The organism is Nitratidesulfovibrio termitidis HI1 (genome assembly GCF_000504305.1).
Taxonomy (GTDB): Bacteria; Desulfobacterota; Desulfovibrionia; order Desulfovibrionales; family Desulfovibrionaceae; genus Cupidesulfovibrio; species Cupidesulfovibrio termitidis.
Genome location: NZ_KI632512.1, coordinates 1,923,212 through 1,941,827 on the forward strand (window position 1 = coordinate 1,923,212; position 18,616 = coordinate 1,941,827).

An 18,616-nucleotide genomic window follows, 5' to 3' on the forward strand; every position below is an offset into this window, starting at 1 on the left:
CGTGTCGGTGCGGGATGCTAGATGCCCACCATGAACGCCGCGCCGCGCGCGTTCACCAGCACCACGTCGCCGGGCCGCATGCCGTAGCGCGCGGCGCAGTGGTCGAAGTATCCCGCGCTGCGCACGGCCTCCTCATCGTCATCGGTCGTGTGGTACCGCCAGGTGCCGGACCCCACCAGGGTCAGCCCGGCCGCGTCGGCCCGTTTCTCCAGGTCCCTGGAGCCGGTCGTATCGGTCGGTTTCGTCGCGACGTTTTCTTTGCCAGCCATGGTCCCTCCTAGTTCTGGGCGTGCATCACCACCACGCCGGTATCGTCGATGCGGCAGGCCCCCGCGCCGATCATGTTGTTGCACAGGTAGGCCACCTTCTGCGGCACGTAGTTGATCTCGCTGATGATGCCGGTGGAGTTCTCGCCCAGCCCCAGCGCCGTCTTGTGGTACCACACGCACTTGGTGCCGCCGTTGGCCTGGGGCAGCGCGTTGTGCAGTATCCATGTCGTGTTCAGCCAGCGGCGGCTTTCGGTGCCCTTCAGCCAGGGGTGCGCGTCGCCCACGTAGTCGGCCTTGGCGAACTGCTCGATCTTCAGCAGCTGGTTCCATTGCTTCGCGCCCACCACGCAGAACCGCTGCCCGTCATCCGGCACCTCCCCGGCGTTCAGCAGGGCAAAGCCTTCCATCACCATGTCCAGGTCAAGCGGCAGGCCGCCGTTGCCCGTCACCTGCCCGGCGGGCAGGCCGGTGACCGCGGCCGTGATGATCAGTGCATCCACCTTGCGCCCCACGGCGGAACCGCCGGACTGCACCAGCACGCGCCGTTCGTCGTACTGGATCTTGAACTCGTCCAGCTTGTCCACGTAGTCCGGCGCGTACCAGTCGCTCAGCGCGCATTCCACCGGGGCGTGGTCCAGGTTCATGGGGGTTACGTCCCCGTGGCGCGTCTTCTGGTTCGCCTCGCCCTTGCCCACCTTGGTGAAGCTGGTCTTGCTCCCCGTCACGCCGGTCTTCAGCCGCACGCTGTTGCGCAGCTTCGACCCGCCCTGCTGGTAGGCCACATGCACTTCCGCCTGGTACTGGGTGACAAAAACAGCGGATACGTCAGCCATGGCAATCCTCCTCCGCGCTCGCGGATTTTTTCAGTCAGAATGAGACGCAGCGCGTCACTTCATGTTCACTCGCCCGGCCAGTTGCTCCACGCGGCGCACCGTGGCCGGATCGTTCCGCTGGTAGGCGTCGCTGCCCACCAGGCGCAGCATTTCCTGGTACGCCTCCTGCCCCGCGGGCATCGGCGCGGTGTGGCCGCCGCCGTCGCGCAGGCGGTCCTCGGCCGTCATTTCGCCCACGGCATGGGCCAGCTTGAGCACCAGCGGATGGGCGGAAAGGCCCGCCTCGTCCAGCGCGTCGCCAACGCCCAGGGCTCGCGCGCCGCGCCGCGCCAGGTCCAGGTTCTTTTCCGTGTCCTGGGGCCACAGTTCGGCGAGCACTTTCTGGGGGTCGGGGGCGCTCGCCTGCGATTCGCCCAGCGACTTGGCCAGAATGGAGCCGATGTCGCGGTACATGCCCTCGGCCTGGCGCTGCGACAGCCCGTGCTTGTGCATCAGCGCAGAGATCTCGCCCTTGTCGCGGTCCAGCAGTTCCGAGACGGCGCCCGCCAGTTCCTGGGGCACGCCCTCCGCCTCGAACCGCTCGGGCAGGGTGTACCCCTCGGGCTTGTCCGGCCGCCCCAGGGCCTTGTGGAACGCCTCCCACTCCTCCTGGCTGGCCATGCTGTCCGGCACGCGCTTGCCGGTCACCAGTTCGCGCTCTTTGGCCAGGCCGAACAACTCACCCGCCTGCGCCCAGAACTCTTCCGGCTTGCCGAAGCCCTCGGCCAGGCCCTTCAGCCCTTCCGGCAGGAACGCGAACGCCTCGTTCCCGGAAGCCGCCTGCCCCGCCGCAACGCCGCCGCCATCGCCACCGGCCGGGTCCGCGCCATCGGGGACGCCGCCCAACATGCCGTTTCCATCCCCGGTCTTCGTCGGGTCACTCATGGTGTTCCTCCATCATGGTTTCGATGTGCACGGCGGCGCTCCGGCGGCCTTCGTGAAAGGCCAGTTCCAGCGCATCCATGCCCCTCGTGTAGACGTTTTGGACTAGTTTCAGACTAGTCTGAATGTCTTCCAGAACCCTGCGCCCTTCGGGCGAGGAAAACGTCGCCCTGTAGGCGTCCCGCAGCTGTCGCCGCCCGCCGTCGTCCAGTTCCTGTTGCCGCGTCCGTCTCCCGAACATCACTGGCCCTCATCCATGCGCCCGGCCCCGGCTGCCGCGTTGGCGGCTTGCGCCATCTGGCGCATCGCCTCCATGCCCTCGCGGGCCTGCTGCGCCTGCGCCCTGGCTTCACGCAGTTTCTTCACCTGGTCTTCGCCGCGCAGGTACTTGGCCGGGTAGCCGAACAGTTCCTGCGTATCGCGGGCAATGGCGTCCGCGTCAAAGTTGTCCAGCACGCTGCCGTCCATCTGGGCCACCGGAGCCAGGTACTGCACGGCCTGGTTGAATGCGGCGGCCTCCACCTGCTTCTGCGCGCGGGCAATGGGCGATGCGTAACGCACGCGCAGGTCGCGCCCGCGCAGGCTGTCGGGCGCCGGGGGCAACTCGCCCCTCCGGTAGAGGATGCCGAACACCCGTTCGATGAGCGGCCCCAGAAACTCCGTCTGCAACCGGCCCAGCACCGGCCCCAGCGCCAGCATCTGCTTGTTCTCCCGCGTGGCCACCTCGAACGCCGTCATTTGCGGGCCACCGGCCAGCATGATGCGGTCGTTCAGAAAGCGCCGCCGGATGGAGTCCTGGCGTTTTTCGATGATGGCCTCCATCACGCCGATGTTCGCCGTGATGGGCAGGGGGATGATCTTGTCGCCGAAACCGGTCTTGTAGTAGGTGATGCCCCCCGCATCGGAGCGCAGTTTGCCCACCACGCCGTCGTCCGGCAGCATCAGCGGCGGGTCGCTCAACTTCTCGGCCCCGATCAGCTGCGAGCGGGCCACCTCGTTCAGCACCCGCATGTCCGGCAGCGCCGCCCAGCCCGGCCCGCTGCCGTACAGCCCGCCGGAAACCTTGGCCCACCTGGGCACCTGGAACGGCCGCTCGTGAAAGCCGCTTTCGGACAACACCTGTTCGGTGGCCTTCTCGTAGATCACGCTGGCCATGGCGTGCGGTGTGGTCCGCATGCCCCCCTGGCGGCCGGGCATCTTGGCGCGCGGCATGATGACGTGGACGGTCTCCACCTCGGCCTGCGGGTCACGCTCCAGCGTCTGGCGCACCTGGTCGCTCACCTTGTCCCCGAAGTCCTCGTACAACTGGGAACAGGTCTTCATCTCGTGCAGCACCAGGGTGTCCACCTGGCCGTCCGCGTTCTCGGCTATGGAGGCGCGGGCAGGCGGCACCGCGCGGAACCGGATGGGCTTGCCCGCCTCGTCCTCGGTGTAGAAGACCGCCCAGCCGAACGGCCCCAGGTCCAGGTAGAAGCTGTTGACCTCGTTCTGGAACCCCGTCTCCGGCGACGAGAACACCTCCAGCATCACCCGTTGCACCTCGGTCAGCCACTCGGTCTCTTCCTTGCTCTCCTTCTCGGCCCCCAGCAGGTCCAGGGCGAACCACGCGCTGGCCGGGTTGGTCAGCAGCGAATGCAGCGCCGCAGCCAGTGTGGCGTTGGCCTCCTCGGCCGTGCTGTCGAAGATCTCGCCGCGCCCGTCGTCCTGCGCTTCCCGGCGCGTGACGAAGCCCGCCCGCTCGGGAAAGATGAACGAAGCCACTTCATCATACTTCGTGGCCACCGCATCGCGCTTCGCGTCGATGCTCGCCACCAGCCTGGCCAGGCGCTTGATGTCCATCGGCTACTCTCCCAGCAGCTTCTTCTTGCCCAGGGTGCCGCTGCCCCCGGTGGAGCCGCCCAGGATGGTGCCCGACATGCCGGTGGCCGCCGTGGCCTGGCGCTTCCTGGTGGCCTCTTCCTCCAGTCGCTTGCGTTCCGCCTCGTAGTCCGGCTGCGCGGGCAGCGACGGCATCTTGCTGCTGCCCCCGCCGCCGAAAATCCCGGCTATGGCCTTCGCTATGCCTCCCATGTCGCTCTCCTTTCCTGCGGCGCCCTAGCGGCGCCAGCGGTTTTCGGCCCGTTCCTGGCGGGGGCCTTCATGCACCGGCCGGAAGCCGACCACCCCGTACCGCAGGCTGTCCGAGGGGTGAGAGGTCCAGTCGTGCAGCGGGCGGTCCCCGTACAGTCCGGCCTTGGGGTTCCAGACCTTCCGGTAATGCCGCAGGGCCTTCAGCCCGTCGGCGCAGCGGGTCGCGTCAAACCACATGCGCGGCAGTTGCAGGCGCAGGGCGTTGATGCCGTCCATGACGGGAATGTTCGGGGCCACCTCGAAACGGATGCCCAACCCCTGCGCCACCTCCCAGCGGCTCTTGCCGGTACCCAGTTCCCGCACCTGGATGTCGTGCGGCCCGATGTGGCGACCGTAGGAATATCCCTTGCCCGCCAGCACCGATGCGTAGTGGGGCAAGCCCTCGCCGCTTCCGTCATAGTAGTCGATCACCCGCCAGTCGCCGCTCGGCTCCACCTGGAAAAACCAGATGGATGTGGCGTCATCCATGCCCAGGTCCCAGCAGGTGTGCACCAGCAGGCCGGGCTCCCAGGCCACCGCGCCAATGCGCCCCTGCTGCTCCAGCCGGTCCAGCAGGGCGGCGTAGTAGGCCCCGCGCACGGCGGCGGCAAACGAACACTCGAACTCCTGCTCGTACTCGTCCTCGGTCATGTCCTGCCGGGCGGCGTCCAGTTCGGCCTGGATCACGTAGCCGGTCTCCGACGCCTTGAAGACGAACAGCCCCCACTCGCCGGGCTTCGCCAGCGCCGCCTGGTACACGTCGTACAGCAGGTTCTCCGCCCCTTTGGGCGTGCCGATGAACAGTACCCACCCCAGCCGGTCGGAAATGGCGGGGCGCAGGATCATGGTCCACACCTCGCGTGGGATGTCCGCCGACTCGTCCAGGGTCAGGTCATCGAAATACAGCCCGCGCATGGCGTCGGCGTTGTCCGCGCCAAACAGCCGGATGCGGGCGCCGTTGGGCAGGTCGCAGCGCAGTTCCGACTCGTTGAAGCGCACGCCGGGCACCACGCCCGCGAACAGCTTCAGGTAGTCCCACGCCACCGCCTTGGCCTGCTTCAGGTACGGAGCCACGTACCCCGCCCGCCACTGGGGGCGCGGGGCGCGCAACGCGCGTTTCAGCAACTCGTTGATGGCGAAAACGGTCTTGCCGAACCGGCGGTGGCACAGCAGCACCGTGAACCGCCTGCGCTCCTGATGCACCCGCAGTTGCAGCGGCCTGGGGCGGTAGGGAATGGTGACCCTGTGCACCGCGTCGCTTTGCGCACGATGTCCGTAGGGCTCGCAGGCTCGCCCAACGGCCACGCCTTGCGCCCTTCGGGTCGGTCTACGCGGCCCCATCGTCCGCCCCCTCCCAGCCGAACACCAGTTCGCCCGGCCCGCTCGCATCCTCGCCGCGCAGCTTGCGCACCAGTTCCAGGGCCGCCTGCACCTCGCGCACCCGCGACAGCACCTTGTCCGCCGGAGCGGTCAACAGGTCGTTCAACTGGCGCACGATTGCCGCTTCCAGCAGGTTGGCGCGCTCCTCTTCCGTTTCCGGCAGGCTGGTCACGGCTGGTTCCTGCGGCGCGGGCGGGGCGGGGCGCGTTTCGGGTTGCGGCGCTGCTGCCTCCCGCTTGCGGGTCGCCTCCTCCATCCGGAAGGCCAGGTTCTCCAGGGCCGAAACCGCATAGGCCGTCTGCGGGTCCTTCTTGTCGATCAGCTGCTTCAGCAGGTGCGACCGTGCCAGCACCCTGTCGGCCCGGATTTCCGCCTCCGCCCTGGCCAGTTCCTCACGCTTGGCGCGCCAGCCGAACCGCTCCGACCAGCGCTTGAGCGTCGAGGCCGAAACCCCGGTCTCGCGCGCCACGCGGTCGAACGGCAGCCGCTCGGAACAGTACAGTTCCTGCGCCCGCCAGACCGTTTCGGGTGCGTGTTCGCGGCCCATGCGCCTACCCGCCCAGTTCGCGGTTCAGGATGTCGATGCGGCGCGCCACGCCGCCCAGTTCGCCCAGGCTGGTGTGCAGGGCTATGGCGGCCTGCAACATCTCTTCCCCGTTCAGTTCGGTGGGCTCGGCGTCCACGGGCAGCAGCCGCCGCAGCCGGTCGCGCAGGGCCGCCACTTCGGCCTCCAGCCGCTGGCGCTGCTGCCGCAGTTCCACCCGGCGGCCAAGGTTTTCCGCTCTCTCGCTCATGTGCGCCTCACTCACTTGCGGCCACGCGCGCCATCACGTGCGATGGGGCAGGCCATGTTGCTCTCCATCAGCGCCAGCACCCGCTCCATTATCCGGGTGTTGTTCACCACCACGTCTTGCAGGTTCTCGGAAACCGCCCGGTACGCCTTCACCAGTTCCACGTTGTCCCGGTAGTAGCGGGTGGTTTTCTCCTGATTGCCGCCCAGTTCGCGCAGGATGGCCTGGGTGTCGGCGCGGTAGCTTCCCATCAGCACCGATGCTTCGGTGCGGGTGCGCTCCATGACTGCCGTCATGTCGGCCCGGTACTGTTCCAGCATCCGGTCCGCATTGCGCCGCCGGATGTGCTCCAGCACCAGGATGGCGATCACCACGGCGGCAGGCCCCATCAGGGCCAGGGCCACCAGGCCGGGTATGCCCAGGCGTTCCAGAACGCTGGCGATGGCCGTCAGGGCTTCCGCCAGCTGGGCGAGTTCAACGGGATTCATCGGGCCTCCTTGAAAAGGGAATCGGCCTGGCGCGCATAGCAGTCCAGCGCGGCCTCCAGTGCCTGCACGTAGTTACGGGCCGCGTCGTCACGTTCCAGCAGCACGGCCACGTTCCCCGGCGTGTCGAAGGGCAGGGTGCCGTCCACAAGGGGCAGCACGGGGCGGGGCGGGGCTGCGCACGGCATCAGGGTCACCACCACGGGGGCCGGAGGCGCCACCATCGGCACATTCCGGGAAGCGCACCCGCTACCAAACGCGGTTAAGGCGAGCAGCAGCAGCCATGCGGGACGCATCGTCAATGACCTCCAGTCGCTCCGCGTCCGTGCGCGGGCGGGGTTTGGCCGTGGCAAGAATGGCGGCCCGCTCGGTGGCGGCCGTGGCGGCGTCTGCCTCACGCTCCAGGCATGCGGCGGCATACTCGGATTGCGCCTTGGCCGTGGCGTTGGCCTGTCGTGCAACAACCTCCCATGCGTCCCCTTCGTGAAGGGCATCAAGCAGGGCGTGCATGGTGGCATTATGGGCCGCCTGTTCTCCCGTCAGGGTGTTGCGGGCATCGGCCAGGTCGAATTTCAACCACACAACCCACGCCGCCAGCGCAATCACCAGCGCCAACAGGGCCTTGGGCATCACGTCGGAAATGGAAAACATCAGTAGCCTCCGGATTCATCGCTGCTGTCGCCATCCGTACGGCTCGCGGGCTCGCCTACGGCTGCCGCGCTATCGCGCGGAGCCAAAGGCGGGGCGCAGTCTCCCCCCGTGGCGGGGCTGCCCCACACGCCGTTGCCGCCCAACTCGAAACGGCTTTGAGCAGCCTTTGCGCCGCATGCTCCGCCGATCAGCCCGGCCTCTGCCCAGCCCAGGGGGATGTAGCGCCCGGCCGCCAGCATGCCGACGATCCACGCGCCCAGCACGATGACGCACACCAGCATGGCCATGATGCGCATGGCGCTGGTGCCCCCGCTGTGGTCGCAAAAGGCGTCGCCCACCAGGGCGGCGGCATGGGTTACGGCCTGTCGAGTTGCGGACGGCATCACGCCCACCCCTCGGAGGCCAACACGTGGCACCATCCGCGCAGGGAGGCGGTGCGGTTCAGCCAGCCGCGCAGGAACGGCCGGTAGTCCACATACGCGCCGCCCGCCGCCTTGGGCTGCCTGTTGGCCAACTCGCGGTAATATTGCTCGCGCGCGGTGATGACGATGTCGCACACCGCCAACTGGCCGCCGCACATTGCGGTGCACAGTGCCCGCACGCGGCGGAGGGTCTGGTTGCCGATGCGGCCGTCCACCTCCAACTGGTCGCGGCTCACGGTGTTGCACGCGGCCTGCAACTGGCGCACAGCCCGTTCGGCCCCCTGGTTCACGGCGGCGTCGTACACGGCCACGGCCACCAGCGGCGGCAACATGCACACCCCGGATGCCGCCCAGAAATGCTTGAGGAACAACCCCGCCGCCACCTCGGGCGTCACCGCGCGGATATCGTCCTGGTCGATGTCCCCGTCGCCGTCGATGTCGCAGCCGATGGCGCGCAGCCAGCGCAACGACACGCCCCGGTTGGTGATGCCGCCGGGGTCGTTGGCATGGTCAACCAGGCCGCCCTCCCAGCGTGCGACGAACGCCTGTGCTTTCTCGAAAATATCGCGCATCTTCCAACGCTCCTCGTCATTCCTGGGGTGTGGCTCGGGAACGTCTCCCAAAAGCAACCGCCCCGTGTGCCCCCACTATGGGGGCACACGGGGGCGGAGATAATGCCGTCACCTGTCCGCAGGCCGCTCAATCCAGCAGCGAATACTGGTCCGGGGGCCGGGTAAATTTCTCCTTGTGCCGCAGCACGGTGCGTTCGGTCACGCCCGCCGCCCGCGCGATGGCCGCCAGGCTGTGCCCGGACTGCAACCCCAGCCGAATCTTGCGCCACTGGCTGGCGCGGCTGCCGGACGACGGCCCCAGCGGCACGGCCACCGTTTCGCTGCCCCACCGCTCGGCAATCCGCATGGCCGCCTCGAAACCCACCGCCTGCGCCAGCCAGTGGCCGGGGTGCAGGGTCGCCACGCTCGGAATGTACGCGCGGGTGCCGCCCCGCTCGCTGGCCAGCGCCAGGGCGGCCCGCACGCCCGCAGCCTGCGCCACCTCGCCCAGCAGACCGGGCAGAAACTCGGCAAACACGTCACGCTCCATGCTGTCGCCCATCACTGCACCTCGTCCAGCGCCTCCAGCGCCGCCTGGGCCTGTTCCCTGTACAGGCCGTCGCACCGTGAACACTCGCGCCCCTTGCCCCAGGCAGCACACCGCTGGCACGCCGCCCGCTTGATGGCGGCGTACACCGCCTCGGCCCGCTTCTCCGGCCCACCGGCCAGAACCTCCCGCACCCGCGCCAACTGGCGGGCGGCGTTGCCGGGGTAGCGCCCCGCCAACAACTGGTAGACGGTGGACCGCCCCAGTTCCCGATACGCCCGGCAGAACCGGTGCACCGTACCGTAGCGGCCCTCTATGTCCCGCCGCAGCGCCTCCGCGTCGGTCACCTACACGGCCCCCGCCGCTGCCTGTCTGTCCGACCAGGCGCGCAGTTCGGCCTCCTCGGCCATGCCGTCCAGCACGGCGATCACCCGGCTGGCCTGCCCGCGCTCCAGCCAATCCACCCGCTCGCACTTCCAGTACCGGCGCAGCCACGCCTCCAGCGAATCAAAACCCTTCTTCCGCGCAAAGGCGTCCCACGACTTCCGGATGCGCGCGATCTGCGCGTCCGTGACCCTGTCCGCCGCGCCGCTGGCGCGGCGCTTCATGGCGCTGCGCCCGTACTGCTTGCCCTTGCCCACGAACACCGCCCCCATCTCTTCCAGGGCGGCCACCAGCCGGGACAACTCGCGCGCCCCCAGGTGCCTGGCGCTGTCCACGCCAAAGCGCGATTTCAGGATGTGGCGATACGCCTCCTCGTCCATGGCCAGTTGCTTGCGGCCCATATGCACCATGGCCAATAATTTGCGGCGACCGTTAGACGAGTGGTCTTCCCGAGTCTTACGGTCGGCGACAGCATCGCCGTTGCGTCCGTCGTTGCCCATGCGAGCCTCCTGTTGCGTTCGTCTCATCTTGATTGAACCTGCCCTTGTCCTTTCGAACGGCTTTTGCCAGAACAAGCAAACGATACTTGAGAGGTGAAGCATGAAAACGCTGATCGTTATTTTGGCAACCATTCTCGTGAACCTTGTGGACCCGCTCATGTGGTTGGCCGCCATCCCCGCGTGGAAACGCCCCCACAACACCTTGCTGGTGGGCTTGGGCGGCGTTGCCGTGGCCATCCTCAACTTTCTTCTCGTCCGGAGCATGGGTGCCCCCACAGGAATGCAGTTCTCGTCCGCCGATGTCGTGGGCAAGGTCGCCGCGGCCCTGCTCATCGCCTACGGAGTGGCTGCCCTGCGGCGCTGGCGCTTGCGTCGTGCTGCTGCCAAGGCTGATGACCAGCAGCAGGCGTAGTTCTCTCACTGGAAAAACAGCGGAGGAACGCATGGACAGGGGCAAACTGGAAGACTGGCTCGGCATCGCCATCCTGCTGGCGATCATCTTCGGCATCGGCTCCTGCCAGGCTAAAAGAATGACGTGGTGGCAGGGCGGCATCGAAACGTTGCTGGCCCTCGCCATGGCTGCGACAAGCATCATCCTCGGGGGGATTGCCGGAACAGAGGTCGGCAAGCGTACAAATATGGCCGCAGGCATCCTTGTGGGATTTTTCGTCTTTTGCTTGCTTGGCGGCATGATGGCGCTCATCCCGCGCCCTTGGTACAGGTAGAAGGGGTTGACATGAAACCTGCATGCCTGTATTTTGTTAAAAAGCATGGAGGTGCCGTGCCAGACAGAAAGAACATGACCGTTCAGATCAAGGAGGAAGAGCACCGGAAATTGAAGGTACTTGCGGCGGCGAAGGGCTTGACCATCAAGGAAGCCGTACTGCTGGCGCTGGACAAGACATTTCCGGGATGGCGGGAGAAAACCAAATAAAGCGGCGTGGCCGGGTGCAGGAACACCGCGGCCACGCCTAACCACAAACACCCTGAAAAGGAGGGTATTATGGCTGAAAACACCGTAGCGCAATCCGTGTTCGCTGTCGATGGGAATGACGTGCACTACGTTGAAAAGGATGGAGAAGTCCTGTTCACGGCGGAGGAGATAGGACGCCACCTCGGCTATGGTGACCCTGCCAAGGCGATCAATAAGCTGTATGAACGCAACGCCGACGAACTCAAGTTGTATTCCTCCGTCGTCAAACTGACGAACGAAGAGCAATCCCAGCGCCTTACGCGCGTATTCTCCGAAGAAGGCGTGTACATCCTGTCCATGCTGGCCCGCACGGGCGAGGCCAAGCGCTTCCGGGCGCGGGTGGCCCTGCTGCTGCGCCGCATCCGGGGCGAGGCCCAGCAGCGCGCCGTGGAATTGGCCCGACAGGCCGCGCTGCAAGAGGCGGGCGCGGCCCGGCAGCAGTCGGTGCGTGCTGCGCTGGACATCACCCCGGCCAACCGGGCGCACATCCGCAAGGTGCTTGCCTACCGGGCGCGCGGGTTCACCGTGCGCGAAATCGCGGCGGTCATGGGCATGAGCCGCAGCCGCGTGGGCTGGTTCGTCACCGCCGCGCGCAAGCTCGGGCTGGAGGTGTAGCATGCACCTTTGCGACACCGGCTCCCCGTGGGACCATGTGGGAAGGGCGGAATCCGTGCTGCGCTTCCTGGCCGAAGCCTGCTGCTGGCCTGCCGGACAGGTGGAGATATCCCCCTCCGCCACCAGCGGTCTGGCGTTCATCCTCATGGCCTGCGCCAACACCCTGGAGCAGGCCGCACGCGAGGCGGAAGAAAGGCCGTCGGCGTAACCACACGTCATTCGCACACCCTGTACCTCGCCGCCCCCGCCCTTCGGGGGCGGCGTTTTGTGGTTATGTTCCTTCACTGCGCCGTGGCCGAAGTCGCGCCCGGTATGATTTCCCGTTCCGCCATGGCCAGCGTCCTCCCGAACAGTTGGGTTTGCATGGCCAGGTCCAGGTCACCCCATGCGAGTCCCACACCGTTCATGGCGGTAGCGCCGTTTTCTGCCTGCGTTTCAAACATCAGGTGCAGTACGAACCCGTCGGCCTTGTCCGCGTACTGGCTCACAACCAGTTCCACCGCCTTGCGGATATTTTCGCCGATGGCGGCGTTATCCATTGTCCCTTTGACCAGTACTTTCCCGTTGTTCATGTGGCCTCCTACGCCGCGCGCTCCACGCCTTCCAGGTGAATTTCGATGTAGAACTCGTCGCTGGTGCGCCGCCGCAGGCCCACCAGTTCCAGCCGCTCGTCCGGCCAATCCCGCATGACTTCCTTGTCGATCTCCTGCTTCACGCGGATGCCGTCGCGCAGGCCGTACTCGGCCAGCTTGGCCAGGGTCATTTCCTTGGTGATCTTCGCCAGCTGGCTGATTTTCGTGGTCACGCGAAAGCCCACGGTCCCGAAGCCCAGGTCCAGGCTCTTGCGCCCCTTGAACAGTTCGCCCTTGTTCAGGATGGCCCAACTGGCCACCGCGTTCTCCAGTTCCTTGCGCCGCGCCAACAGAGGGGCGCTGGCCTGGCTGGCGGTGGCCTTGGCCGCGTCGATGGTCGCGTTCATGTCCGCTTCCAGGGCGGCCACCTTGCGGTTGATGGCCGCAATCTCCGCCAGTGCGCCCTCGGCCTGCGGCGTTTCCGCCACGATAATGGGTGCGGGCTTGCTCCTGGCCATCAGTTCACCCCTCCCGTTCCGGCGTCCGCCGGACCCTTGCCGCGCGGCGCGCCGGGCACGGCCAGCATCTTCTCCATCTGCTCGGCCAGTTGCGCCGCGTCGGCCAGTTCGCCCTGCACGCACTTGATCAGACCCCACTGGTCCTCGGTGATCTGCCCGGCCAGCACGCCCAGCGCCAGCCGCGCGTCCTTGATCTTGTTGGCAATCATGCTCATGCCTCCTGTCTCTTCATGTTCATGCCGTCGATGATGGTGTTGCATTCCGCCGCTATCCGTTCCCGCACGCTCCGCTCGCCCAGGTCGCCCTCCACGAACAGCCGCACCAGGCGGCACAGGGCGGCCCGCTCGGCCTCGTGGGGCATGGCCCGCGTGATGGGCGGGAACGGGGTCACGCGCTGTTCAATTCCTTCCCGGGTCACGCCGTACAGCCGGGTGTTGCCGCGCTTGCCCCGCTCGGCCACCAGTCCCTCGGCCGCCAGCCACGCCACGTACCGCTGCACCCCGCGCAGGTTCACGCGGGTCACGTGGGCAACGTGCGTGCAGTCCCAGCCCGGCCGTTCCGTCCGTATGATGCGCCACATGCGGTTGTACGTTTCGCCCCCGCGCTCCGGTTCGCCCCGGCCGGTCCAGCGCAGCCACCCGCGCCCCAGGCGCTCCAGTTCGCCGCGCGCCACAAGCTCGGTAATCTGCTTGCGCACCCGGTCCTTCTCCTCCTGCGTGCGGCACCCCATGGCCTCGTAGACCAGGGCGTTGCTGATTTCCTGGCTCCCGCTGGCCGCCAGGCTGCGCACCGCCAGGCGAATCTGGTCTGCGGTTCCCGTGCGCATCACTGCCTCCCGGTCGGGGTGCCCATGCCCAGGGCGGCCCGGCACATGGCCAGGTCCACGTCACTGGTCCCGGCGGCGCGGGCCGTCCCCTCAATGGACAGCACCGCGTTGTGTACCCGCCGGAAGTTCCCCCGTGTCGCCGTATGCACATGGGCTGCGGCCTCCGGCGTCAGCCGCAGGTCCGCCGTCTGCGCGGCGTACAGCAGGATGTCCTGCCGCGAGATGCTGTCGAAGTGCACCCGCAGGGCCGCCGGAATGCGGTCGTTGATGCGCGTCCGCGCGTTGACCCGCGTTGGCAGGCCCATCTCGCCGATCAACACCACGGGCGAACCCGTCACGTCGTGAATGTCCCGCAGGTCTTCCAGCCGCCGGATGTCCAGCCGGTCCGCCTCGTCCACAAAGATGGGCGCAGGGGCTTCGTCCAGCCGCCGCAGCACCGTCTGCTTGCAGCGGTAGCTTCCGTGCGGACGGCTGCCGTCCACCTCGAAGCACAGTTCCTGGAGAAATGCGTGCTGGCTCATCTGCTCCATGGCGCGCAGGTAGACGCCGCCGAACTCCGAAAACAGCATGCGCGCCGCCACGGTCTTGCCGGTGCCCGCCTCGCCGTAGGTCATGACCATGGCGGGGTAGCCCCGCCCGGCCCCGCAGGCGCTGCCCACGGCTGTGCGTAGCGCCTGCACGTTGTTGGTTTCCACGAATACGTCGCGCCTCATGCCTGTGCCTCCATGGTGTGAGAGTGGTCGTTTGCGTAGATGGCGCGCAGTTGCGCATAGCGCCGCTCCAGCGGCGGGTACTCGGCCGACGCCTCGAAATCGGCCATGAACCGGGCGTCCTCCGGCGTCAGGCGCTTGCCCTCGCCCACGGACACCTCGAACAGAAATTCGTACTTCTCCCGCGCATTGGCGAAGAACGCCGGGGCCTCGTATTCGGGCCGGGCCGCCTGGCGCGCCGTCAGGTCTTCCAGCGCCGCCCGCAGTTCCTGCGCCTCGGCCTCGCTCATGTCGGGGGTGGGGTGGGCTTCCGGCAGCATGCGCCGGTCCTGTGCGGCGGGCATGGCCCCGCGTGCGGGCACCACGGTCAGGGGGGTGCGGCGCTCCTGCGCGGGCTGCATCCACGGCAGGCCGCCCAGCGCCTCGGCGGCCCTGCCGTCCAGTTCCCGCGCCAGTCGCACCGTGTCGCGCTTCATCTGGCGCAACCGCTTGTTGGCGTCGGCCACGCTGTCCATGTCCAACTTGTCGCCGAAGTGCTTGGCCAGCGGGTTCAGGCTGGCCACGGGCCGGGCCGTGGCGATGTAGCGCCCGTCGTCGTACAGCCGCACCTCCGAAAGGTCCGACCACGCGAACATGGCCGTCAGCCGCTTGTTGACGCCGTACAGCGCGTCCGACTCGAACTCGACGCCCGCGATGGTGATGCGGCAGCGCCGGGGGGTGACCTCCCGCCGCCACAGGAAATGCCGGTCAAGGTCGGCCTGTTGCGCCTCGCTGAACCCCGGCCCGCGCCCCTCGTCGAACACCTCGCGGATGCTCCGGCCAGGCCGCGTGGGGTGCTCGCGCTGGGCGTGCCATTCCACGTACAGGGCAAGAATGCGGCCCACGTCGTCCACGGTGGGCACCCATTCGTTGTGGCGGGCCTTGTGCCACCGCTCGTTGCGGTGCAGGTGCGCGGGCTTGTCGTCTATGCAGCGCCCCCGGTAGCTCGGCAGGATGCGGGCGCACTCCTCGTTGAACGATCCCCAGAACCGCTCAATCACCTTGGTGCGGCCCTGGTAGGGCAGCGAATGCACCACGTCGATGCCCAGCCGCACGTACAGCCCGTCCAGTTCCGCAAGGTCGCTGCGCTCCGAAAAAAACTTGTTTTTGAACGCCTTGCCGTTGTCCAGATAGACCACCTGCGGGCACTTCCCCAGGTTCAGGATGCTCATGCGCAGCGCGGCGGAAACGGCCACGGTGTTCTCGGTGGGCATGATCTCCCAGCCCACCGGCATGCGGCTTGCCCAGTCCTGCCAGCCGATCAGGGTCATGCGGCAAGGCTTGCCCGTTTCCGGGTGCAGCACGTCGAAGTTCAGCACGTGCCCGTCGGCGAACAGCACGTCGCCCACGCGCAGAATGCGGTCGTCACGGTTCAGGTACGCCCCCACCTTGTCGGCCAGCGCCTTTTCCCCGTCGCGTCGCAGCACCACCAGGTCGTGGTGGTAGCTGTCGAACCGCTCGAAGAACCGCCGCACCGACGCATAGCTGGGCACGTCCAGCCCCTGCCGTTGCAGCACCAGTTCCATGGCCCGGTAGGCCAGCGTCATGGATGGCCGGTTGGGCGTCAGGTACGCCGCCAAAAACGCCGCCTCCGCGTCCGGGCCTATCTGCCCCAGCCCCTTCTTGCGCCCGTTGGCCCACCCGCCGCGCTTGTCGGCCAGAACCTCCATGTCCTCGCCCGCCTCGCGCAGGGCCTTGTCCCAGCGGTACAGGGTGGGGCGGCTCACCTCGCCCGCTGCCTCCATCACCTCGCGCGGTAGCAGCGTGCCGCTGCGGTAGGCCGCCAGAAACGCCTCAGTCGCGCCCTTGCCGCTCATCCCGCGCGCCTTCTGGCGCACAATGGTGGCCCGCCACTCGGCAACAACCCGGTACCGGGCGCGCGCCACGCGCCATGCCCAGTCCGGCACCACCACGTCGCTCACCCGCGCCACGGGCGGCGCAGCGGCCTCCGCCTGCCGGGCCAGCGCCACGGTCAGCGCCGCCCGCGTGGGCTCCGGCATCGACGCCACCAGCCACTCGTGCCCGCCGCCACGGCCCGCACGGGGCCGTGATGCCCACCCCTCGCGCTCGGCGCGCATTTGTATTGCGCGATCTGTGCGAGAGAGGAGTTGGGCCAACTCCTGTGCTGTGAATGTCTCTTTCAGTGCTGCCATGTTCCTTGCCGCCGTTGCGATGGTCCGGCTCCTTGGATATGTCTTGGCCTATCCACAAACCCTGCGGGCCAATCCCGCACAAACCCAAGGAGCCGGAACAATGTACAAATTCCAGAATGCCTTGATCCTCGAAAAGGGAACCCAAGTCTTTCTTGAAGCCCTCCGACAGCCGAACGCAGGGATTTTCTTTTCAGCCAAGGCTGGTCCCAAGGCGTCCGCACAAGCTCTCGCCGAAGCCTACGTGGAATTTATTAGGGCGATCAGCCAAGAGATGGCAGAGAAACCCAGGGAATAGCTGTTGTTGCCGTAAGCTCGACTCTCGCGCCGAGCGGCAGTGACAACCTGTTGAGCGACGAGGCCGCCGCCAGTGCGGCCTCGTCCCACGGGACGCCTTGCAGCAGTTCATCCAGCTTCTGCGAAAGCTCTCGCACCCGCTGCGGCTTCGATGTTTCCTTCGCCTTTTCACTCACCTGCTGTTGTTTCTTCTCGCTCATCACGCCACCTCTCGTTGCGTTGCGTCCGGCCCCTTCGCGCATACCTTCGCGGGGTCGAACAGGTACTTCTCCGGCACGCCCACGTCGCGCAGCGCCTGCAACACCCTTGGGCTGTGCAGCCTGCCATTCACCGTGTTGGAAACGGCCTGGTTGCAAACGCCTATCTGTTCGGCCAGCGCCGTCATGGTCAGGCTGCGCCGCTCCAGTTCCTCGCGGATGCGGAAACGCACCTGCGCCCGTGCCGCACCGCACTTCCGCCGCATCTCAACACTCATATGTCGTCCTCCAACTGCCTCTTGCGCTTGCGGGCCGCCCGCTCTTCCAGGCATGCCCGGCCATAGTCCCGCAGCCGTCTGTCCTCTTCCGTCATCACGTCCAGCCCCATGGTGCGCAGCAGCACCCGCAGCGCCCCCGCGTCGCCGGTCGCCCGGCAAAACGCCACCACCGCCAGCAACGACGGGGTGTGGTCCCGGTCACTGGGCGACAGCCACTTGTCCAACGTGTCCTTGCTGATGGCCTTGGTGTTGCCAGCGGTCAGCCGAATCCCGGCGCTTGCCGCAATCTGGTTGATGCGGTCCACCAAACGCTTGCGTCCGTCCTCGTCCTGACCGGCGGCAACGTTCATGGCCGCGCGCACGGCGGGCACAAGGCCCGCCAGCGCACTGTCGTTGCTGCCATCAAAGAGGGAGAATTGCCGCATGTCGTTCGCCGTCCGCTGGGGTGGTGGGCTAACGTCCAATCACTATCTGCTCATGGACGTTGACCCTTGGTTGCGGGCGGTTTAGGTAGGGTCAGCGATAATCTTTCCTAGCGCCCGCAAGTCCGTTTTATAGACTTTAGCTAGGCACGGCAAGCCAAAAAGTACTTCGCAGTTTGGTTTTTGCGATATTTTGGCTAACTCGACGTGTTATATAGCTATTTTAGCTATGGCGGACTTCGGAGTTAGCTTCGGAGTTCTCAATGGACAACGCGAAATTGTTTGAAGAGAAGTTAGCCAGAATTTTTGCTGCTACCCAAGCTAAAGGGGATACGGCGTTAGCTAACATTCTTGGGATAAAGCCACCGTCCGTCGCTGCTGCAAAAAAACGCCAGCAGATACCCACCGGATGGGTTGAAACCATTGCGGAAAAGTTCAATGTTTCAGCAGACTGGCTGTTCTTCGGGCGCGGGCCAATGCACCTTGGGGAGCCATCCGGCCAGACAACGCTCCCCGGCTCGGAGGTCGCGCGCAGACTGCTGGCGTCCCGCCCGCAGCCCAATGCGCTCGATGCGCGCCCCCTGTTCGAGGACACGGAACCCGACTGCGACATGGTGCTCGTCACCAAGGTAAAGGCGCGCCTCTCCGCTGGCGGCGGCAGCCTGGAGGTCAACGGGGAATCCGTGGGCCGCTATGCGTTCCGCTCCGACTGGCTGTGCCGCAAGGGCTCACCAGCCCACATGGTGCTCATGGATGTGGTCGGCGACTCCATGGCCCCCGACATCCAGGACGGGGACATGGTGCTCATTGACCAAGGCAAGACGGACATCATCCCCGGCGCGATCTACGCCGTGGGCATTGATGAAGGCGTGTTCGTCAAACGGTTAAGCCTGCTGCCGGGCCGCCTGGTCATCTCCAGCGCCAACCCGGCCTACGCCCCCATAGAGGTTCACCGCGAAAGCCAGGACATGGAAAGCATCCGCGTCATTGGCCGCGTCCTCTGGTGGTGCCGCGAGGCGCACTAGCGCCGCATTTTTCAGGCTGTTTTTGTGTCGAATCAGACACGCAACACATGTGCGCCAGGCAACGCCGGAACGAACGGGAAAAACGGAACCGCAGCGGGCAAGCGAGCCGCGAGAAATCTTACCTTGCATGAAAAAACCGGGCCGAAGTCCG

33 protein-coding genes are annotated in these 18,616 nt (G+C 66.8%); 7 read left to right on the plus strand and 26 right to left on the minus strand.

What is annotated here, in order from left to right:
* Positions 1–17 precede the first annotated feature (17 nt).
* The 17 genes from DESTE_RS07875 to DESTE_RS18210 form a co-directional block, all read right to left on the minus strand.
* Positions 18–269 carry a hypothetical protein gene (locus tag DESTE_RS07875; protein ID WP_035066658.1) on the minus strand — a complete coding sequence of 84 codons (252 nt, stop codon included), beginning with the start codon at positions 267–269 and terminating at the stop codon, positions 18–20.
* Between the two features lie 8 nt (positions 270–277).
* On the minus strand, positions 278–1,102 hold the full coding sequence (locus DESTE_RS07880) for a phage capsid protein (protein WP_035066662.1): 825 nt from the start codon (positions 1,100–1,102) through the stop codon (positions 278–280).
* 54 nt (positions 1,103–1,156) lie between these two features.
* Positions 1,157–2,026 carry a hypothetical protein gene (locus DESTE_RS07885; protein ID WP_156925292.1) on the minus strand — a complete coding sequence of 290 codons (870 nt, stop codon included), beginning with the start codon at positions 2,024–2,026 and terminating at the stop codon, positions 1,157–1,159.
* A complete protein-coding gene (locus tag DESTE_RS07890) occupies positions 2,019–2,264 on the minus strand; it encodes a Bbp19 family protein (protein ID WP_035066667.1) in 246 nt (81 codons plus the stop codon). The genes DESTE_RS07885 and DESTE_RS07890 overlap by 8 nt, the downstream gene beginning before the upstream one ends.
* A complete protein-coding gene (locus DESTE_RS07895; protein ID WP_051384374.1) occupies positions 2,264–3,862 on the minus strand; it encodes a portal protein in 1,599 nt (532 codons plus the stop codon). Before DESTE_RS07895 ends, DESTE_RS07890 begins: the two co-directional genes overlap by 1 nt.
* Before the next feature lie 3 nt (positions 3,863–3,865).
* A complete protein-coding gene (locus DESTE_RS07900; RefSeq protein WP_035066670.1) occupies positions 3,866–4,093 on the minus strand; it encodes a hypothetical protein in 228 nt (75 codons plus the stop codon).
* 24 nt (positions 4,094–4,117) lie between these two features.
* Positions 4,118–5,437, minus strand: coding sequence for a terminase large subunit domain-containing protein (locus DESTE_RS07905; RefSeq protein ID WP_156925293.1), 1,320 nt, complete (start codon positions 5,435–5,437; stop codon positions 4,118–4,120).
* Between the two features lie 22 nt (positions 5,438–5,459).
* Positions 5,460–6,059 (minus strand): hypothetical protein, encoded by a 600-nt coding sequence (locus tag DESTE_RS07910; RefSeq protein WP_051384375.1) that lies wholly within the window; start codon positions 6,057–6,059, stop codon positions 5,460–5,462.
* Between the two features lie 4 nt (positions 6,060–6,063).
* The gene (locus DESTE_RS07915; RefSeq protein WP_035066676.1) at positions 6,064–6,306 is read right to left on the minus strand and encodes a hypothetical protein; all 243 of its coding nucleotides are present in this window, start codon (positions 6,304–6,306) and stop codon (positions 6,064–6,066) included.
* A gap of 11 nt (positions 6,307–6,317) precedes the next feature.
* A complete protein-coding gene (locus DESTE_RS07920) occupies positions 6,318–6,791 on the minus strand; it encodes a hypothetical protein (protein WP_035066679.1) in 474 nt (157 codons plus the stop codon).
* Positions 6,788–7,012: a hypothetical protein gene (locus DESTE_RS07925; protein ID WP_245590776.1), complete on the minus strand. Its 225-nt coding sequence runs from the start codon at positions 7,010–7,012 to the stop codon at positions 6,788–6,790. The genes DESTE_RS07920 and DESTE_RS07925 overlap by 4 nt, the downstream gene beginning before the upstream one ends.
* A gap of 25 nt (positions 7,013–7,037) precedes the next feature.
* Positions 7,038–7,439: a hypothetical protein gene (locus DESTE_RS18370; protein WP_035066684.1), complete on the minus strand. Its 402-nt coding sequence runs from the start codon at positions 7,437–7,439 to the stop codon at positions 7,038–7,040.
* A complete protein-coding gene (locus DESTE_RS07935; RefSeq protein WP_035066687.1) occupies positions 7,439–7,822 on the minus strand; it encodes a hypothetical protein in 384 nt (127 codons plus the stop codon). The genes DESTE_RS18370 and DESTE_RS07935 overlap by 1 nt, the downstream gene beginning before the upstream one ends.
* A complete protein-coding gene (locus tag DESTE_RS07940; protein WP_051384376.1) occupies positions 7,822–8,433 on the minus strand; it encodes a glycosyl hydrolase 108 family protein in 612 nt (203 codons plus the stop codon). Before DESTE_RS07940 ends, DESTE_RS07935 begins: the two co-directional genes overlap by 1 nt.
* A gap of 127 nt (positions 8,434–8,560) precedes the next feature.
* Complete coding sequence (locus DESTE_RS07945; RefSeq protein WP_051384377.1) at positions 8,561–8,974, minus strand: hypothetical protein; 414 nt, start codon at positions 8,972–8,974, stop codon at positions 8,561–8,563.
* A complete protein-coding gene (locus DESTE_RS07950; RefSeq protein WP_035066689.1) occupies positions 8,974–9,306 on the minus strand; it encodes a hypothetical protein in 333 nt (110 codons plus the stop codon). Before DESTE_RS07950 ends, DESTE_RS07945 begins: the two co-directional genes overlap by 1 nt.
* A complete protein-coding gene (locus tag DESTE_RS18210; RefSeq protein WP_198015341.1) occupies positions 9,307–9,843 on the minus strand; it encodes a regulatory protein GemA in 537 nt (178 codons plus the stop codon).
* A gap of 100 nt (positions 9,844–9,943) precedes the next feature.
* Between DESTE_RS18210 and DESTE_RS18215 the strand changes: the two genes are divergently transcribed.
* The 5 genes from DESTE_RS18215 to DESTE_RS07975 all read left to right on the plus strand — a co-directional run bounded on the left by DESTE_RS18215 (position 9,944) and on the right by DESTE_RS07975 (position 11,639).
* Positions 9,944–10,255, plus strand: coding sequence for a hypothetical protein (locus tag DESTE_RS18215; RefSeq protein WP_035066694.1), 312 nt, complete (start codon positions 9,944–9,946; stop codon positions 10,253–10,255).
* A 31-nt stretch (positions 10,256–10,286) separates the two neighbouring features.
* On the plus strand, positions 10,287–10,568 hold the full coding sequence (locus DESTE_RS07965; protein ID WP_035066697.1) for a hypothetical protein: 282 nt from the start codon (positions 10,287–10,289) through the stop codon (positions 10,566–10,568).
* Positions 10,569–10,642: 74 nt separating this feature from the next.
* A complete protein-coding gene (locus DESTE_RS18545; RefSeq protein WP_281172047.1) occupies positions 10,643–10,777 on the plus strand; it encodes a hypothetical protein in 135 nt (44 codons plus the stop codon).
* Positions 10,778–10,846: 69 nt separating this feature from the next.
* Positions 10,847–11,431, plus strand: coding sequence for a BRO-N domain-containing protein (locus DESTE_RS17180; protein ID WP_051384378.1), 585 nt, complete (start codon positions 10,847–10,849; stop codon positions 11,429–11,431).
* A 1-nt stretch (position 11,432) separates the two neighbouring features.
* Positions 11,433–11,639, plus strand: a complete 207-nt coding sequence (locus tag DESTE_RS07975) for a hypothetical protein (RefSeq protein ID WP_035066699.1) — start codon at positions 11,433–11,435, stop codon at positions 11,637–11,639.
* A 73-nt stretch (positions 11,640–11,712) separates the two neighbouring features.
* Here DESTE_RS07975 and DESTE_RS07980 read toward each other — a convergent pair whose 3' ends face one another.
* From DESTE_RS07980 to DESTE_RS08005, 6 genes are read right to left on the minus strand one after another with little or no spacing between them, the layout of a single operon-like run.
* Positions 11,713–12,003, minus strand: a complete 291-nt coding sequence (locus tag DESTE_RS07980) for a hypothetical protein (protein ID WP_156925295.1) — start codon at positions 12,001–12,003, stop codon at positions 11,713–11,715.
* Positions 12,004–12,011: 8 nt separating this feature from the next.
* On the minus strand, positions 12,012–12,521 hold the full coding sequence (locus tag DESTE_RS07985) for a host-nuclease inhibitor Gam family protein (RefSeq protein WP_035066705.1): 510 nt from the start codon (positions 12,519–12,521) through the stop codon (positions 12,012–12,014).
* A complete protein-coding gene (locus DESTE_RS07990) occupies positions 12,521–12,730 on the minus strand; it encodes a hypothetical protein (protein ID WP_035066708.1) in 210 nt (69 codons plus the stop codon). The genes DESTE_RS07985 and DESTE_RS07990 overlap by 1 nt, the downstream gene beginning before the upstream one ends.
* Before the next feature lie 2 nt (positions 12,731–12,732).
* Positions 12,733–13,347 (minus strand): hypothetical protein, encoded by a 615-nt coding sequence (locus DESTE_RS07995; RefSeq protein WP_035066711.1) that lies wholly within the window; start codon positions 13,345–13,347, stop codon positions 12,733–12,735.
* Complete coding sequence (locus DESTE_RS08000) at positions 13,347–14,060, minus strand: AAA family ATPase (protein ID WP_035066714.1); 714 nt, start codon at positions 14,058–14,060, stop codon at positions 13,347–13,349. The genes DESTE_RS07995 and DESTE_RS08000 overlap by 1 nt, the downstream gene beginning before the upstream one ends.
* Entirely contained in the window at positions 14,057–16,249 is a 2,193-nt protein-coding gene (locus DESTE_RS08005) for a DNA-binding domain-containing protein (protein WP_084559406.1), read from the minus strand. The genes DESTE_RS08000 and DESTE_RS08005 overlap by 4 nt, the downstream gene beginning before the upstream one ends.
* Between DESTE_RS08005 and DESTE_RS08015 the strand changes: the two genes are divergently transcribed.
* Positions 16,248–16,544, plus strand: a complete 297-nt coding sequence (locus DESTE_RS08015) for a hypothetical protein (RefSeq protein WP_156925296.1) — start codon at positions 16,248–16,250, stop codon at positions 16,542–16,544. The genes DESTE_RS08005 and DESTE_RS08015 overlap by 2 nt on opposite strands.
* On the opposite strand, the gene DESTE_RS17960 is transcribed toward DESTE_RS08015, so the two are convergent.
* Genes DESTE_RS17960 through DESTE_RS08025 form a run of 3 tightly spaced genes read right to left on the minus strand, consistent with a single transcriptional unit; the run spans position 16,510 to position 17,443 of the window.
* Complete coding sequence (locus DESTE_RS17960; protein ID WP_156925297.1) at positions 16,510–16,743, minus strand: hypothetical protein; 234 nt, start codon at positions 16,741–16,743, stop codon at positions 16,510–16,512. The genes DESTE_RS08015 and DESTE_RS17960 overlap by 35 nt on opposite strands.
* Complete coding sequence (locus DESTE_RS08020) at positions 16,743–17,018, minus strand: helix-turn-helix domain-containing protein (RefSeq protein WP_035066722.1); 276 nt, start codon at positions 17,016–17,018, stop codon at positions 16,743–16,745. The genes DESTE_RS17960 and DESTE_RS08020 overlap by 1 nt, the downstream gene beginning before the upstream one ends.
* Positions 17,015–17,443 carry a hypothetical protein gene (locus DESTE_RS08025; RefSeq protein WP_035066725.1) on the minus strand — a complete coding sequence of 143 codons (429 nt, stop codon included), beginning with the start codon at positions 17,441–17,443 and terminating at the stop codon, positions 17,015–17,017. The genes DESTE_RS08020 and DESTE_RS08025 overlap by 4 nt, the downstream gene beginning before the upstream one ends.
* Positions 17,444–17,703: 260 nt before the next feature.
* Between DESTE_RS08025 and DESTE_RS17605 the strand changes: the two genes are divergently transcribed.
* Positions 17,704–18,465, plus strand: coding sequence for a LexA family transcriptional regulator (locus DESTE_RS17605; protein ID WP_084559407.1), 762 nt, complete (start codon positions 17,704–17,706; stop codon positions 18,463–18,465).
* The last annotated feature ends 151 nt before the right edge of the window (positions 18,466–18,616 follow it).

What these genes read in the sequence shown, in the direction of transcription:
- DESTE_RS07875 (WP_035066658.1), bottom strand. Translation starts at nt 269, where the DNA reads ATGGCTGGCAAAGAAAACGTCGCGACGAAACCGACCGATACGACCGGC.
- DESTE_RS07880 (WP_035066662.1), bottom strand. Translation starts at nt 1,102, where the DNA reads ATGGCTGACGTATCCGCTGTTTTTGTCACCCAGTACCAGGCGGAAGTG.
- DESTE_RS07885 (WP_156925292.1), bottom strand. Translation starts at nt 2,026, where the DNA reads ATGAGTGACCCGACGAAGACCGGGGATGGAAACGGCATGTTGGGCGGC.
- DESTE_RS07890 (WP_035066667.1), bottom strand. Translation starts at nt 2,264, where the DNA reads ATGTTCGGGAGACGGACGCGGCAACAGGAACTGGACGACGGCGGGCGG.
- DESTE_RS07895 (WP_051384374.1), bottom strand. Translation starts at nt 3,862, where the DNA reads ATGGACATCAAGCGCCTGGCCAGGCTGGTGGCGAGCATCGACGCGAAG.
- DESTE_RS07900 (WP_035066670.1), bottom strand. Translation starts at nt 4,093, where the DNA reads ATGGGAGGCATAGCGAAGGCCATAGCCGGGATTTTCGGCGGCGGGGGC.
- DESTE_RS07910 (WP_051384375.1), bottom strand. Translation starts at nt 6,059, where the DNA reads ATGGGCCGCGAACACGCACCCGAAACGGTCTGGCGGGCGCAGGAACTG.
- DESTE_RS07915 (WP_035066676.1), bottom strand. Translation starts at nt 6,306, where the DNA reads ATGAGCGAGAGAGCGGAAAACCTTGGCCGCCGGGTGGAACTGCGGCAG.
- DESTE_RS07920 (WP_035066679.1), bottom strand. Translation starts at nt 6,791, where the DNA reads ATGAATCCCGTTGAACTCGCCCAGCTGGCGGAAGCCCTGACGGCCATC.
- DESTE_RS07925 (WP_245590776.1), bottom strand. Translation starts at nt 7,012, where the DNA reads ATGGTGGCGCCTCCGGCCCCCGTGGTGGTGACCCTGATGCCGTGCGCA.
- DESTE_RS18370 (WP_035066684.1), bottom strand. Translation starts at nt 7,439, where the DNA reads ATGTTTTCCATTTCCGACGTGATGCCCAAGGCCCTGTTGGCGCTGGTG.
- DESTE_RS07935 (WP_035066687.1), bottom strand. Translation starts at nt 7,822, where the DNA reads ATGCCGTCCGCAACTCGACAGGCCGTAACCCATGCCGCCGCCCTGGTG.
- DESTE_RS07940 (WP_051384376.1), bottom strand. Translation starts at nt 8,433, where the DNA reads ATGCGCGATATTTTCGAGAAAGCACAGGCGTTCGTCGCACGCTGGGAG.
- DESTE_RS07945 (WP_051384377.1), bottom strand. Translation starts at nt 8,974, where the DNA reads ATGGGCGACAGCATGGAGCGTGACGTGTTTGCCGAGTTTCTGCCCGGT.
- DESTE_RS18210 (WP_198015341.1), bottom strand. Translation starts at nt 9,843, where the DNA reads ATGGGCAACGACGGACGCAACGGCGATGCTGTCGCCGACCGTAAGACT.
- DESTE_RS18215 (WP_035066694.1), top strand. Translation starts at nt 9,944, where the DNA reads ATGAAAACGCTGATCGTTATTTTGGCAACCATTCTCGTGAACCTTGTG.
- DESTE_RS07965 (WP_035066697.1), top strand. Translation starts at nt 10,287, where the DNA reads ATGGACAGGGGCAAACTGGAAGACTGGCTCGGCATCGCCATCCTGCTG.
- DESTE_RS18545 (WP_281172047.1), top strand. Translation starts at nt 10,643, where the DNA reads ATGACCGTTCAGATCAAGGAGGAAGAGCACCGGAAATTGAAGGTACTT.
- DESTE_RS17180 (WP_051384378.1), top strand. Translation starts at nt 10,847, where the DNA reads ATGGCTGAAAACACCGTAGCGCAATCCGTGTTCGCTGTCGATGGGAAT.
- DESTE_RS07975 (WP_035066699.1), top strand. Translation starts at nt 11,433, where the DNA reads ATGCACCTTTGCGACACCGGCTCCCCGTGGGACCATGTGGGAAGGGCG.
- DESTE_RS07980 (WP_156925295.1), bottom strand. Translation starts at nt 12,003, where the DNA reads ATGAACAACGGGAAAGTACTGGTCAAAGGGACAATGGATAACGCCGCC.
- DESTE_RS07985 (WP_035066705.1), bottom strand. Translation starts at nt 12,521, where the DNA reads ATGGCCAGGAGCAAGCCCGCACCCATTATCGTGGCGGAAACGCCGCAG.
- DESTE_RS07990 (WP_035066708.1), bottom strand. Translation starts at nt 12,730, where the DNA reads ATGATTGCCAACAAGATCAAGGACGCGCGGCTGGCGCTGGGCGTGCTG.
- DESTE_RS07995 (WP_035066711.1), bottom strand. Translation starts at nt 13,347, where the DNA reads ATGCGCACGGGAACCGCAGACCAGATTCGCCTGGCGGTGCGCAGCCTG.
- DESTE_RS08000 (WP_035066714.1), bottom strand. Translation starts at nt 14,060, where the DNA reads ATGAGGCGCGACGTATTCGTGGAAACCAACAACGTGCAGGCGCTACGC.
- DESTE_RS08015 (WP_156925296.1), top strand. Translation starts at nt 16,248, where the DNA reads ATGTTCCTTGCCGCCGTTGCGATGGTCCGGCTCCTTGGATATGTCTTG.
- DESTE_RS08005 (WP_084559406.1), bottom strand. Translation starts at nt 16,249, where the DNA reads ATGGCAGCACTGAAAGAGACATTCACAGCACAGGAGTTGGCCCAACTC.
- DESTE_RS17960 (WP_156925297.1), bottom strand. Translation starts at nt 16,743, where the DNA reads ATGAGCGAGAAGAAACAACAGCAGGTGAGTGAAAAGGCGAAGGAAACA.
- DESTE_RS08020 (WP_035066722.1), bottom strand. Translation starts at nt 17,018, where the DNA reads ATGAGTGTTGAGATGCGGCGGAAGTGCGGTGCGGCACGGGCGCAGGTG.
- DESTE_RS08025 (WP_035066725.1), bottom strand. Translation starts at nt 17,443, where the DNA reads ATGCGGCAATTCTCCCTCTTTGATGGCAGCAACGACAGTGCGCTGGCG.
- DESTE_RS17605 (WP_084559407.1), top strand. Translation starts at nt 17,704, where the DNA reads ATGGACAACGCGAAATTGTTTGAAGAGAAGTTAGCCAGAATTTTTGCT.